The 13,793-nt window shown below is 70.1% G+C and carries 10 protein-coding genes; 3 read left to right on the top strand and 7 right to left on the bottom strand.

Annotation, left to right across the window (positions count from 1 at the left end):
- The first annotated feature begins 38 nt into the window (after positions 1-38).
- On the top strand, positions 39-344 hold the full coding sequence (locus ACFVQG_RS22660) for a ferredoxin (RefSeq protein WP_383386249.1): 306 nt from the start codon (positions 39-41) through the stop codon (positions 342-344).
- Positions 345-402: 58 nt separating this feature from the next.
- Here the strand turns inward: ACFVQG_RS22660 and ACFVQG_RS22655 are convergent, their stop codons facing one another.
- The 3 genes from ACFVQG_RS22655 to ACFVQG_RS22645 all read right to left on the bottom strand — a co-directional run bounded on the left by ACFVQG_RS22655 (position 403) and on the right by ACFVQG_RS22645 (position 3,658).
- Complete coding sequence (locus tag ACFVQG_RS22655) at positions 403-981, bottom strand: hypothetical protein (RefSeq protein WP_383386246.1); 579 nt, start codon at positions 979-981, stop codon at positions 403-405.
- A gap of 198 nt (positions 982-1,179) precedes the next feature.
- Positions 1,180-2,082, bottom strand: a complete 903-nt coding sequence (locus ACFVQG_RS22650) for a tRNA (adenine-N1)-methyltransferase (protein ID WP_383386243.1) — start codon at positions 2,080-2,082, stop codon at positions 1,180-1,182.
- A gap of 55 nt (positions 2,083-2,137) precedes the next feature.
- A complete protein-coding gene (locus tag ACFVQG_RS22645; protein WP_383386240.1) occupies positions 2,138-3,658 on the bottom strand; it encodes a site-2 protease family protein in 1,521 nt (506 codons plus the stop codon).
- Between the two features lie 175 nt (positions 3,659-3,833).
- Here ACFVQG_RS22645 and ACFVQG_RS22640 point away from each other — a divergent pair, with 175 nt between their 5' ends.
- Entirely contained in the window at positions 3,834-4,781 is a 948-nt protein-coding gene (locus tag ACFVQG_RS22640) for a RecB family exonuclease (RefSeq protein ID WP_383386237.1), read from the top strand.
- A gap of 14 nt (positions 4,782-4,795) precedes the next feature.
- Positions 4,796-5,470 carry a response regulator gene (locus tag ACFVQG_RS22635; protein ID WP_383386234.1) on the top strand — a complete coding sequence of 225 codons (675 nt, stop codon included), beginning with the start codon at positions 4,796-4,798 and terminating at the stop codon, positions 5,468-5,470.
- A gap of 227 nt (positions 5,471-5,697) precedes the next feature.
- Here the strand turns inward: ACFVQG_RS22635 and ACFVQG_RS22630 are convergent, their stop codons facing one another.
- From ACFVQG_RS22630 to metH, 4 genes are all read right to left on the bottom strand, one after another.
- Positions 5,698-7,278, bottom strand: coding sequence for an ABC transporter substrate-binding protein (locus ACFVQG_RS22630; RefSeq protein WP_383386231.1), 1,581 nt, complete (start codon positions 7,276-7,278; stop codon positions 5,698-5,700).
- A gap of 67 nt (positions 7,279-7,345) precedes the next feature.
- Positions 7,346-8,947 carry an ABC transporter substrate-binding protein gene (locus tag ACFVQG_RS22625; protein WP_383386225.1) on the bottom strand — a complete coding sequence of 534 codons (1,602 nt, stop codon included), beginning with the start codon at positions 8,945-8,947 and terminating at the stop codon, positions 7,346-7,348.
- 431 nt (positions 8,948-9,378) lie between these two features.
- Positions 9,379-10,080: an HAD family hydrolase gene (locus ACFVQG_RS22620; RefSeq protein WP_383386220.1), complete on the bottom strand. Its 702-nt coding sequence runs from the start codon at positions 10,078-10,080 to the stop codon at positions 9,379-9,381.
- Positions 10,081-10,206: 126 nt separating this feature from the next.
- On the bottom strand, positions 10,207-13,728 hold the full coding sequence (gene metH / locus ACFVQG_RS22615) for a methionine synthase (protein ID WP_383386217.1): 3,522 nt from the start codon (positions 13,726-13,728) through the stop codon (positions 10,207-10,209).
- Between the last annotated feature and the right edge of the window lie 65 nt (positions 13,729-13,793).

Genomic DNA, 13,793 nt, shown 5'->3' with positions numbered 1-13,793 from the left:
GATTCCCGTACGGCTCGACGCAGAAACGGCAGGAGCGCATGGCTGTGCAGCAGGAGGTCCAAGTCGGCGGCGAGGCTCTGGAGGTCTGGATCGACCAGGACCTCTGTACCGGCGACGGCATCTGCGTCCAGTACGCGCCCGAGGTGTTCGAGCTGGACATCGACGGTCTGGCCTATGTGAAGGGCGCGGGCGAGGAGTTGTTGCAGGACAGGGGGGCGACCACGCCGGTGCCGCTGCCGCTGCTCACGGATGTGGTGGACTCGGCGCGGGAGTGTCCGGGCGAGTGCATTCATGTGCGTCGCGTTTCGGACAGGGTCGAGGTCTTCGGGCCGGACGCAGAGTGACTGGATCCGCACGGTCCGTAACTACTGTCTGTTTTCTCACATCGTAGGGTTGCGCGCGTCACACGCTGCGCGCGCCGGCGGGTGTGGAGCGGACGAACGCGCCGTCGCGCCACTGCCACTTCGCGTCGTCGTGCTCGTCGGGGCAGCAGGTGGGTACGTCGGCGGAGGAGTAGCCGTGCAGGGTGGCGAGCACGGCGCCGTCACGGACGGTGAAGTCACTGACGGTGACTCGGTCCTTGGGGTCGACGAGGGTGGCGACCACGCGCGGTTCGGCCTTGTCGGCGGAGCGGGTGAGGACGTACACGCCGTCGGGTGGGGTGCTCATGCCGGCGTCGCAGTGCACCACGGCGACGGTCTCGGGGCGGCCGTCGCCGTCGAGGTCGCCTGAGGCCCGGTCGGCGACGACGGTCTTGACGGGGCCGCAGTCGAGGGGGAAGTCGACGCCGTCGGTGGCCGGTGGCGGGGCGGCGGCCGGGGCGTTCCTGGGCTCGCTGCCGGGGGGCTGGGCGGCGGTGGCCGGGCCGGGCTGGAGCAGGGAGGACAGGGCGACGACACCGGCGATGGCCGTGGCGGTGGCCACCCAGTGGATGGGGCGGGTGTTGGTGTGTGCCAGTTCCGGAACGGCGGATTGCTGCACGAGGAGTGTCTCCTGTGAGGGCTGTGCCGGTGGGGGTGGCTGCATCGTGCCACACGTCACAGTGCGGGGGAACGCCGGGGTGGGCACTCGATCGGGTTGACCTGCTGACGTCAACACGAAGGCGCCGTGCCCGAGTTCCCGGGTGGGTGCGGGAACTCGGGCACGGCGCAGTGACGTTGTCAGCGGCACGGGGCCGCCTCAGCGGCCGATGCCTCCGTCGGCGTTGGGGCCGGAGTAGTCCTCGCCGTAGGCGCCCTTGGCGGGGCGGCGGCGGCGCATGGGCGGTTCGACTCCGTCGGCGAGGCGGCGGGCGGTGAGCAGGAAGCCGGTGTGGCCGATCATCCGGTGGTCCGGGCGGACGGCGAGGCCCTCGATGTGCCAGTTGCGGATCATCGTCTCCCAGGAGGTCGGCTCGTTGAAGCAGCCGATCTCGCGGATGGACTCGACGGTCCGGGCGAGCTGGGTGGTGGTGGCGACGTAGCAGCAGACGATGCCGCCGGGGACGAGCGCCTTGGAGACGGCCTCCAGGCACTCCCAGGGGGCGAGCATGTCGAGGATGACGCGGTCGACGTCGGTGTCGGAGAGGTTGTCCTGGAGGTCTCCGACGGTGAGCTGCCAGGCGGGGTGGGGGCCGCCGAAGTAGCGCTCGACGTTGGCCTGCGCGATCTCGGCGAAGTCGGCGCGGCGCTCGTAGCTGTGCAACATGCCCTGGTCGCCGATGGCGCGCAGCAGGAAGCTGCTGAGCGAGCCGGAGCCGACGCCCGCCTCGACGACGCGCGCGCCGGGGAAGATGTCGGCGAAGGCGAGGATGTGTCCGGCGTCCTTGGGGTAGACGACGGCCGCCCCGCGGGGCATGGACAGGACGTAGTCGGGGAGCAGGGGGCGCAGCGCGAGGTAGGCGACGTTCCCGGTGGTGCGGACAACGCTGCCCTCGGGTGCGCCGATCAGTTCGTCGTGCGGGAAGGAACCCTTGTGGGTGTGGAAGTTCTTCCCGGCTTCGAGCGTGAACGTGTAGTGGCGGCCCTTGGGGTCGGTCAGCTGTACCTGGTCCCCGACCTTGAAGGGCCCGCGACGGCGGGCGGCACCGGTCGGTTCGGACATGTGACCAGCCTACCGGGCCTGGCGGGGGCCGCCGACCACGGCTGGGAGCCGGGTGTCAGGAGGGGCGGGCCATGGCCTTGACGAAGGCGCGCTCGACGTCGGCGGCGGACAGGACGCCGTAGATGGCGCCGGTGTCCTCGACGACGAGGTATTCGGTGGCGGGGGTGGCGCGCAGTACTTCGAGGAGGTCTTCGCCCGCGAGTTCGGCGGAGACGCGCATGCCGTCGGTGAGGTCCTGGGCGAGGCCGCTGACGGCGACCCAGGGGCGGCGGTGTTCGGGTACGCCGACGATGGCGGCCTCGCGGACGAGGGAGACGGGGTTGCCGTCGCCGTCGACGACGACGAGGGCGCGGGCTCCGGCGGCGTTGGCCTGGCGCAGCGCCTCGGAGAGGGGGGTGTCGGTCTGGACGGGCACGGCGCGGCGGGTGAGGGCGCGGGCGCGCAGTTCGGGGAGGTGTTCGCGCAGGCGGGCGACGCGGAGGCTGTTTCCGGCGCCGGTCCAGATGATCGCGGCGAGGATCGCGGCGAGGAGGGCGTCCATGACGGTGTCCATGCCGACGTTGTCGACGGCGTCGCTGCCGAGGGCGCCGGACTGGGTGAGCAGGGGCAGGCCGATGAGGACGGAGACGGCGAGGGCGCGGCCGACCCAGGCGGCGGCGATGGTGCCGCTCATGGGCTTGCCGGTGAGTTTCCAGACGACGGCGCGGAGCATGCGCCCGCCGTCGAGGGGGAGGCCGGGGAGCAGGTTGAACGCGGCGACGATCAGGTTGGAGATCATCAGGCCTGCCAGCAGGACGCCGGGGACGGTGCCGGGTTCCACGGCGAGCAGGGCGACGTAGAAGACGCCCGCGAGGACGAGGGAGAGCAGGGGGCCGACGAAGGCGAGGACGAATTCCCGGCCGGGGGTCTCGGCCTCCTTCTCGATCTCGGAGACGCCGCCGAAGAACTGGAGCTGGATGCGGCGCACCGGGAGCTTGAAGCGGAGCGCGGCGACCGTGTGGGCCAGTTCGTGGACCAGGACGGAGGCGTAGAAGGCGACGGCGAAGAAGAGGGAGACGAGGTAGCGGGCGCCGCCCAGCTCGGGCAGGACGCGGTCGAGCTGCCCGCCGAAGACCCAGGTGATGAGCGCGGCGACCAGGAACCAGCTGGGCGCGACGTACACCGGTACGCCGAAGGGGCGTCCCATGAGGAGCCCGCCGCGGGGTTCGGGGCCGCGTCCCTTGCCTCCGGTGGGCGCGGGGCGCTCTGGCGGGGTGCCGGTGCGGTGCTCCCGGGTGTCCGCGCCGGGGGTGGTGGCGGGCCGTGTCGTGTTCCACTCACCGCCTGGGGCCGCGGGCGGTGGGGGCTGGGGAGCGTCGGACGCGGGGGGTGTCGGCGTCCCGTTCTCGTCCGGGGTGGCGGGTGCCGGGGGCTCGGGGTCGCTGGTGGGGGTGTGGTCCGGGGGCGGGCCGGTGCCGTTGGTCGTGGTGGGTGAGTCGGCATGGGGGTCCGGGGCCGGGGGCGCCTGGTCGGCGTGTTCCTCGGCCGGCTGGTCCCTGTCGGACCGCGGCTTGCCGCTCCCGCCGCTCACGTCCACGGTGTCCCCTCGTTCGAAGCGTCTTCCGCGCCTGCCGGGCGGAAGGGTCTGGGGTCGATGGTATGCGTCCGCCGGGGCGTGTTCCGCCCCGGCACCCCCTCTGTTTTCCCGGCTGTCGCACGAGGGACGGCGGCGGCCGGGTCACTGTCAGTGGCGGGCCGTAAGGTCTGTGGACATGGAGACGAGGAACGAGGGCGTGCCGCCTGCCGTGACCGAGCCGGAGCCCGCGCCGGAGCCGACCGGCGCGACGATCACCGTGGAGCCCGCGGTGGCGGTCGCGCCCGCGTCCCTGTCGCCGTCGCGTGCCGGTGACTTCATGCAGTGCCCGCTGCTGTACCGGTTCCGGGTGATCGACAAGCTGCCGGAGAAGCCGAGCGAGGCGGCCACCCGGGGGACGTTGGTGCACGCGGTGCTGGAGCGGCTGTTCGACGCGCCCGCCGGGGAGCGGACCGCGCCGCGGGCGAAGTCGCTGATCCCGGCGCAGTGGGAGCGGCTGCGTGCCTCCCGGCCGGAGGTGGTGGAGCTGTTCGCCGACGATCCGGACGGTGAGCGGCTGGCCCGTTGGCTGGCGCAGGCCGAGCAGTTGGTGGAACGGTGGTTCACGCTGGAGGACCCGACCCGGCTGGAGCCTGCCGAGCGGGAGCTGTTCGTGGAGGCCGAGCTGGACTCGGGGCTGCGGCTGCGCGGGATCATCGACCGGGTCGACGTGGCGCCGACGGGTGAGGTGCGGATCGTCGACTACAAGACGGGCAAGGCGCCCCGCCCGGAGTACGCGGACGGGGCGCTGTTCCAGATGTCCTTCTACGCGCTGGTGGTGTGGCGGCTGAAGAAGGTCGTCCCGCGTCGGCTGCAGCTCGTGTATCTCGGCAGTGGTGACGTCCTGACGTACGATCCGGTCCTCGCCGATCTGGAGCGGGTGGAGCGCAAGCTGCTGGCGCTGTGGGAGGCGATCCGGCAGGCCACGGAGACCGGTGACTGGCGGCCCCGGCCCACGAAGCTGTGCGGCTGGTGCGATCACCAGGCGCACTGCCCGGAATTCGGCGGCACTCCCCCGCCGTATCCGCTGCCGGTCAGGGCGGCGGAGTCGGGCGGGGGCACGCAGGGCAGAATGGGGCCGGACTAGCGAAGGAGACTTACGTGGCCATCCGTGTCCTACTGGTCGATGACCAGCCGCTGCTGCGCACGGGCTTCCGGATGATTCTGGAGGCGGAGCAGGACATCGCGGTCGTGGGCGAGGCCGGGGACGGCCTCCAGGCACTCGATCAGGTGCGGGCGCTGCAGCCCGATGTGGTGCTGATGGACATCCGTATGCCGCGGATGGACGGTGTGGAGGCGACCCGGCAGATCACCGGGCCGGGTCGGGACGGTCCGGCGAAGGTGCTGGTGCTGACGACGTTCGATCTGGACGAGTACGTCGTGGAGGCGCTGAAGGCGGGGGCCAGCGGTTTTCTGCTGAAGGACGCTCCGGCCAATGAGCTGGTGCAGGCGATCCGGGTGGTGGCCGCCGGTGAGGCGATGCTGGCGCCGAGCATCACCCGTCGTCTGCTGGACAAGTACGCCACGCATCTGCCGTCGGGGGACGAGCCGGTGCCGGACACCCTGGGCACGCTGACCGAGCGTGAGGTCGAGGTGCTGAAGCTGGTGGCGCGGGGTCTGTCGAACGCGGAGATCGCCGCGGATCTGTTCGTCAGTGAGACGACCGTGAAGACCCATGTCGGCCATGTGCTGACGAAGCTGGGGCTGCGGGACCGGGTGCAGGCGGCGGTGTACGCGTACGAGAGCGGCCTGGTGCGTCCGGGCGCGCAGCCGTAGGCGCGGCCGTCGCAAGGAAGAGGAAAGGGCACCCTCCGGGGTTTGACGGGGGTGCCCTCGTCATGGGTGCCGGGCCTCGCGTGACTGCCGGGAGCGGAAGTCCGTCGGGGCCTCCGCAGAGCACTCGACACCGCCGTGGGCACGGCCGTCGCGACGAAAGGGAAGGGCGCCCCCTTCGGGCCTGATGGGGGCGCCCTCGTCGTTGCTGTGAGCCGGGTGGCCTGTCGTCAGGCCTTGCGCAGCTCCCAGAAGCGGAAGACCGTCGACGCGTCGAGGCAGTACTCGAGGCCGTAGACGCCGTCGCCGACGACGGCGTACTGCTTGGCCTGCCAGACCGGAAGGACGGGGACTTCCTCGGCGACGACGTCCTGGAGGCGGCCGAAGTCCCGTTCGGTGGCGGAGCGGTCGCTCTCGGCGGCGGTGCTCGGGATGAGCGTGCCGGTGATCGTCTTGTTGGTGTAGTTGTTGCTCAGCACGTTGCCCTCGCCGAAGAACGGGGAGGTGAAGTTGTCGGCGTCGGGGTAGTCGGGCACCCAGCCCTTGACGTAGACGCCGTACTTCCCGGCGGCGATGTCCTTCTCGTACTGGTCGAAGGCGACCGACTTGACGTCGGCGTCGAACAGGCCGCTGGCGTTGAGCTGCCCGGCGATGGCCTTGAGTTCCTGGTCGGTGGCGGGGCCGTAGCGGGTGGGTGTGGACCAGAGGGTGAGCTGGACCTTGCCGGTGATGCCCTCGGCGGCCAGGGCTTCGGCGGCCTTGTCCTTGGAGGGGTGGGCGCCGTAGGTGTCGAAGAAGGCGGTGTTGTGGCCGGTGATCCCGGCGGGGACGATCGAGTACAGCGGGGTCGCCGTGCCCTCGTAGACGTCCTGGACGAGGGCCTCGCGGTCGAGGAGGTGGGCGATGGCCTGGCGGACGCCGAGCTGGCCCGCGACCGGGTCGTCCATGTTGAAGACCAGGTGCTGGACTTCGGCGCTGCTGCCCTCGACGACCTCGATGCCGGTGCCGTCGGAGGCGGCTTCGACCTCGGCGATGTCGCTCGCGCTCAGACCGCGGTAGGCGATGTCGATGTCCTGGTCCTGGAGGGCCTTCTTCAGGCCTGTCTGGTCGCCGTGGAAGAACTTGAGGGTGACGCCCTCGTTCTGCACCTCGGCGGTGCCCTCGTAGTTCTCGTTGACCGAGAAGACGGCCTCGTGCTCGCTGAAGGACTCCAGCTCGTAGGGGCCGGAGCCGCTGGCCTGGTTGTCGGTGCGCAGCCCGTCGGCGTCGTACTCGCGGTGGTTGACGATGGAACCCGCACCGGAGGCGATCTTGCTGGGGAAGGTGGCGTCGGGGGCGTTCAGCTGGAAGACGACCGTCTTCTCGTCCGGCGTCTCGACCTCTTCGAGGGTGGGGAACATGACCGCGGGACCGTCGGGGTCGTCGATCTTCAGCATGCGGTCGAAGGAGAACTTCACGTCCTCGGAGGTGAGCGCGTCACCGTTGCTGAACTTCAGGCCGTCCTTCAGCGTGCACTTGTAGACGGTGGTCTGCGTGTCCGTGAAGAGGCACTTCTCGGCGGCCTCGGGCTGGGGCTCGGTGCCGCCGTTGGGGAAGCTGAGCAGTGACTGGAAGACGTTGTTGAACAACAGCCAGGAGCCCGGGTCGTAGCCGGACGCCGGGTCGGTGGCCAGGACGTCGTCGGACATTCCCATGACGACGTGGGAGCCGCTCTCGCCGGAGTTGCCGGTGTCGGTGCCGCATCCGGTCAGCAGGCCGGAGGCCAGGCCCGCCACGATCGGCAGTACGGACCACTGGGTGCGCTTGTTCACTTGCTTGTGCCTTGTCTTCGGTACAGATCCGGGGCCCCGTCCCAGGGGCCCCGGATTGGGGCTGGCGTCAGCCGCTCACGCCTTGGCCCAGCTCCCACAGCTGAAGCGTGGAGGAGGCGTTGAGCGCGTAGGCGGCACCGGTGATGCCGTCGCGGGCGGCTACGTACTGCTTGCCCTGCCACAGGGGCAGGACGGGGACGTCCTTGGCGACGATGTCCTGGATCTCCGAGAGGCTCTCGACGGCGGCGATCCGGTCGGCCTCGCGCCGGGACTGCGGGATCAGGGTGTTGCGGATCTGGCTGTTGGCGTAGGGCGAGCCGAGGAAGTTGTCGGCGTCGAGGAACGGCGCGAGGTAGTTGTCGGCGTCCGGGAAGTCGGGGAACCAGCCCATGCCGTAGACCTCGTACTCGCCCTCCTTCTCGGCCGGGCGGAAGGTCTCCCAGGGGGTGCCCTTGATGCTGACGTCGAACAGGCCGCTGTCGTTGAGCTGCTTCTGCAGGACCTCGAACTCGTCCTTCGTGGCGGCGCCGTAGTGGTCGGTGGTGTAGTGCAGGGTCAGCTTGACCGGGGTGGTGATGTCGGCCGCGGTGAGGGTGTCGCGGGCCTTGGTGAGGTTCGGGTCGCCGTAGACGTTGAAGAACGCGTTGGTGTGGCCGGTGATGCTGGCCGGGACCAGCGAGTAGAGCGGCTCGGCCTGGCTGCCGTAGACCTCGGTGACCAGTTCGCTGCGGTTGACGATCTGGGCCATCGCCTGGCGTACGGCCTTCGACTTCACGGACGGGTCGTCGGTGTTGAAGGCGAGGTAGCGGATCTCCAGGCCGGGCATGTCGACGAGGTCGATGTCGCTGTTGGAGCCGCTGGACAGCTCCTGGATCTGGTCCGGGTTCATGGTGCGGGTCATCAGGTGGATGTCGCCCTCCTCGAGGGCGGTGCCCATGGCCTCGGCGTCGGCGAAGGAGCGCAGCTCGACCTTGTCGTTCTTCACCTCCAAGGCGCCCTTGTAGTGGGAGTTCTTGGTGAAGACGGCCTTGACGAGCTTGCCGTCCTCCTCCTCCGCGTCCAGCGTGTAGGGGCCGGAGCCGTCGACCTGGAAGCCGTCGCGCAGCTTGCCCTCGTCGTAGGAGTCGGGGTTGACGATGCCCGCGACGGGGGTGGAGAGCTTGTACGGGAAGGTGGCGTCGGCGGTGTTGAGGTGGAAGATCACCTCACGGTCGCCCTTGGTCTCGACGGTGTCGATGGTGGACAGCAGCGCGAAGACGCCGCTGTCCGCCTTGATGGAACGGGCGCGGTCGATGGAGTACTTGACGTCCTCGGCGGTGATGGCGTCGCCGTTGGAGAACTTGAGGTCCTTGCGCAGCTCGCAGACGTACCGCTCGTTGCCCGCGTCGGTGAAGGAGCAGCTCTCGGCGGCCTCGGGGACCGGCTCACCGTCACCGCGGGGCTGGATCATCAGGGTCTGCACGGTCTGGCGCAGGATGTTCCAGGTGCCGACGTCGTAGGCGTAGGCGGGGTCGATGGGAGCCGGGGCGTCCTTCGAGGCGATGAACCCGTCCGTGGTGCCGACGACGATGGCGTCCGAGTCGCTTCCGCTGTCGGACCCGCCGCAGGCCACCAGCACCGGCGCGAGCAGGCCCACGACGGCCGGCAGCACCAAAGTCTTGCGGTTCATGCTCGAGTTTCTCCAGATGTCAAGTCCGTGTATCCGGCATACAGGGGTGGCGTAGCCGTTCCACGAGGTTGGGGGTGTCGTTCTCGCGACGAGATTAGTCCGCGCCCGCAGCGGTGTTCACAGCCACCGGAGTTGAGGCCCCATCACGCTGTGAAACCGGGCGTGGACACACCGAAAACCCGACAGGGGAAGGATTCGTGCAGCCTCCCACCAATCGGGACACAAGGGCATGACGAGACCCCCGGATCGGGGGCGGGAAGCACACGTCGGACCACCTGTCGACCCGCCCTGGCGTGGCGAACGTCACACTTTCAGCCGTGGGGCGAGAAGCCGGAATTCGGCCATCCGGAAGAGTCGAATTCCTTTGCGTACGCCGGTCCGTGGGGGCGGATGAATTCGCACGCTATCCGCTCTGCACGGTGGGTGAACACCTAGCGCATTTGCGTCACAAGGCCGCACAGAAAGGCCAGGTCGACCTCTTCCAGAGAGGACACGACGGTGCGGCGGACGGAGGGGGCGATGGGGGTCACGGAGGGGACCACCACCACGTGGCAGCCCGCCGCCTCGGCCGCCGCGACGCCGGTGGCGGTGTCCTCGATCACCGCGCATCTGGCCGGATCCGCGCCGAGTCCGGCGGCGGCCAGCAGATACGGGTCGGGGTGCGGCTTGGTGCGCGGCACCTCGTCACCGGCGACGGTGAGCGCGAAGTGCCGCGGGCCGAGCGTGGTCAGGACACGGTCGATGATGCGCCGGTGCGAGGCAGACACCAGCGCGGTGGGCACCTCGTGGGCGGTGAGTTCGGCGAGCAGCCGACGGGCGCCCGGCATCAGCGGCAGGGCGTGGTCGATGCGCTCCTCGAAGCCCTTGTTCAGCAGGACGGTGAGTTCCGCGAGGGTGATGTCGGCGCCGGTGGCCTCGATGAGGAAGCCCGCGCTGCGGGTCATGGGGCCGCCGACCACCACCTGGCGCCAGGAGTCCTGGAGCGTGTGGCCCAGGGCGGCGAAGACCTCGACTTCGACGTCCCACCAGAAGCCCTCGGTGTCCACCAGGGTGCCGTCCATGTCGAGCAGCACCGCCTCGAGGGCGGAGCCTTCACCCGTACGGATGGCGAGGGCGGGGATCGTGGTCGTCATCCACGGACCTCCTTGAGGGACGAGCAGGCCGGTTCCCGAGCGGGAACCGGCCTGCGGTGGACCGACCATTGTACGACGAATCCGATCAGCGTGCGGTGAGACGCGTCACGGGGGCGCCGTGGCGGGTCACCGTGCGTTGAAGTACTTGGCCTCGGGGTGGTGGATGACGATGGCGTCGGTGGACTGCTCCGGGTGGAGCTGGAACTCCTCCGACAACTGCACGCCGATCCGCTCCGGCCGCAGCAGGTCCGCGATCTTGGCGCGGTCCTCCAGGTCGGGGCAGGCGCCGTAGCCGAGGGAGAAGCGGGCGCCCCGGTACTTCAGGGCGAACATGTCCTCCATCGCGGCCGGGTCCTCCCCGGCGAAGCCGAGTTCGGAGCGCACGCGCGCGTGCCAGTACTCCGCGAGCGCCTCCGCCAACTGCACCGACAGGCCGTGCAGTTCCAGGTAGTCGCGGTAGGAGTCGGAGGCGAACAGGCGCGCGGTCTCCTCACCGATGCGCGAGCCGACGGTGACGACCTGGAGGCCGACCACGTCCCGCTCGCCGGACTCCTCCGGGCGGAAGAAGTCCGCCAGGCACAGGCGGCGGCCCCGGCGCTGGCGGGGGAAGGTGAAGCGGGTGGTCTCGTTGCCCTGCTCGTCCAGGATGATCAGGTCGTCGTCCTTGGACACGCACGGGAAGTAGCCGTAGACCACGGCCGCCTCCAGCAGGTTCTCCGTCTGCAGGCGGTCCAGCAGACCCCGCAGCCGGGGGCGGCCCTCGGTCTCCACCAGTTCCTCGTAGCTGGGTCCCTCGCCGGTGCGGGCCTGCTTCAGGCCCCACTGGCCCTTGAAGAGGGCGCCCTCGTCCAGCCAGCTCGCGTACTCCTTGAGCTGGATGCCCTTGACCACCCGGGTGCCCCAGAACGGCGGCTCGGGGATCGGGTTGTCGGTGGCGACATCGGAGCGCACATGGCCCTCCTCCGGACGCTCCTCGACCTCGGCGGCCACCGCCGCACGGACCCGGCGCGGACGCAGCTCCGGCAACTGCGCGCCCGGAACCCCCCGCTTGACGCCGATCAGGGCGTCCATCAGGCGCAGGCCCTCGAAGGCGTCCCGGGCGTAGCGGACCTCGCCCTCGTAGATCTCGTACAGGTCCTGCTCGACGTAGGCGCGGGTGAGGGCGGCGCCGCCGAGGATGACCGGGTAACCGGAGGCCAGGCCGCGGGCGTTCAGCTCCTCCAGGTTCTCCTTCATGATCACCGTGGACTTCACCAGGAGTCCGGACATGCCGATGACGTCGGCGCGGTGTTCCTCGGCGGCTTCCAGGATCGCGGAGACGGGCTGCTTGATGCCGAGGTTGACGACGTTGTAGCCGTTGTTGGACAGGATGATGTCGACGAGGTTCTTGCCGATGTCGTGGACGTCGCCGCGGACCGTGGCGAGCACGATGGTGCCCTTGCCCTCGGCGCCCTCGACCTTCTCCATGTGGGGTTCGAGGTAGGCCACCGCGGTCTTCATCACCTCGGCGGACTGCAGCACGAACGGCAGCTGCATCTGCCCCGAACCGAACAGCTCGCCGACGACCTTCATGCCGTCCAGCAGGGTGTCGTTGACGATGTCCAGGGCCGGGCGGTCCGCCAGGGCGGCGTCGAGGTCGGCCTCCAGGCCGTTGCGCTCACCGTCGATGATGCGGCGCTTGAGGCGCTCGTCCAGCGGCAGCGCGGCCAGTTCTTCGGCCTTGCCCGCCTTCAACGACTTGGCGGTGGCGCCCTCGAACAGCGCCATCAGCTTCTGCAGCGGGTCGTAGCCCTCGGCGCGGCGGTCGTAGATGAGGTCGAGGGCGGTGGTGACCTCTTCCTCGCTGAAGCGGGCGATGGGCAGGATCTTCGAGGCGTGCACGATCGCCGAGTCCAGGCCCGCCTTCACGCATTCGTCCAGGAAGACGGAGTTCAGCAGGATGCGGGCGGCCGGGTTGAGGCCGAAGGAGATGTTCGACAGGCCCAGCGTGGTCTGCACGTCGGGGTGGCGGCGCTTCAGGTCGCGGATCGCCTCGATGGTGGCGATGCCGTCCTTGCGGGACTCTTCCTGGCCGGTGCAGATGGTGAAGGTCAGACAGTCGATGAGGATGTCCGACTCGTGGATGCCCCAGTTGCCGGTGAGGTCGTCGATCAGCCGTTCGGCGATCTCCACCTTCTTCTCGACGGTGCGGGCCTGGCCCTCCTCGTCGATGGTCAGCGCGATCAGCGCGGCGCCGTGCTCCCGCGCCAGCGCGGTGACCTTGGCGAAACGGGACTCGGGGCCGTCGCCGTCCTCGTAGTTGACCGAGTTGATGACCGCGCGGCCGCCCAGCTTCTCCAGACCGGCCCGGATGACGTCGACCTCGGTGGAGTCCAGCACGATCGGCAGCGTCGAGGCGGTGGCGAAGCGGCCCGCCAACTCCTCCATGTCGGCGGCGCCGTCGCGGCCGACGTAGTCCACGCACAGGTCGAGCATGTGCGCGCCCTCGCGGATCTGGTCGCGCGCCATCTCCACGCAGTCGTCCCAGCGGCCCTCCAGCATGGCCTCGCGGAACTTCTTCGAGCCGTTGGCGTTGGTGCGCTCACCGATCGCCAGGTAGGAGGTGTCCTGCCGGAACGGCACGCTCTGGTAGAGGGACGCGGCGCCCGGCTCGGGGCGCGGCTCGCGCGCGGTGGGGGTCAGGTTCCGGACCCGCTCCACGACCTGGCGCAGGTGTTCGGGGGTGGTGCCGCAGCAGCCGCCGACCAGGGACAGGCCGTAGTCGCGTACGAAGTTCTCCTGCGCGTCGGCGAGTTCCGGCGCGGTCAGCGGGTAGTGGGCGCCGTCCGAGGTGAGGACGGGCAGACCGGCGTTGGGCATGCAGGACAGCGGGATGCGGGAGTGGCGGGCGAGGAAGCGGAGGTGTTCGCTCATCTCGGCGGGGCCGGTCGCGCAGTTCAGGCCGATCATGTCGATGCCGAGCGGTTCCAGCGCGGTGAGGGCGGCGCCGATCTCCGAGCCGAGGAGCATGGTGCCGGTGGTCTCGACGGTCACCGACACGATCAGCGGTACGTCGTATCCGGCCGTTTCCATCGCGCGGCGGGCGGCGACGACGGAGGCCTTGGTCTGGAGCAGGTCCTGGGTGGTCTCCACGAGCAGGGCGTCGGCGCCGCCCGCGAGGAGGCCCTCGGCGTTCTGCTGGTAGGCGTCGCGGATCGCGGCGTACGTGGTGTGGCCGAGGGTGGGCAGCTTGGTGCCGGGGCCCATCGAGCCCAGGACCCAGCGCTGCTGTCCGGTCGATGCCGTGTACTCGTCGGCGACCTCGCGGGCGATGCGGGCGCCGGCCTCGGACAGCTCGGGGATGCGGGCGGCGATGTCGTACTCGCCCAGCGCGGACAGGTTCGCGCCAAAGGTGTTGGTCTCGACGCAGTCCACGCCCACGTCGAAGTAGGCCGCGTGCACCGAGCGGACGATGTCCGGGCGGGTGGCGTTGAGGACTTCGTTGCAGCCTTCGAGCTGCTCGAAGTCCTCCAGTGTGGGCTCCTGTGCCTGCAACATCGTGCCCATCGCCCCGTCGGCGACCACCACCCGGCTGGCGAGGGCCTCGCGGAGGGCGGACGCGCGGGTGCGGCTGTCGGCGGCGGACGGGCTCTGCGGCAACGAGGCCATGTAAGGGCTCCCTGGAGTGCGACGGCTGTCGGCTTTGCGCCCACCCGCGGACCTTTTCACGGAGG

It is taken from the genome of Streptomyces sp. NPDC057877 (assembly GCF_042796855.1).
Classification (GTDB): Bacteria; Actinomycetota; Actinomycetes; order Streptomycetales; family Streptomycetaceae; genus Streptomyces.
Note: the sequence above shows the minus strand (reverse complement) of the source record. Positions and strands in the feature narration are given on the sequence as shown.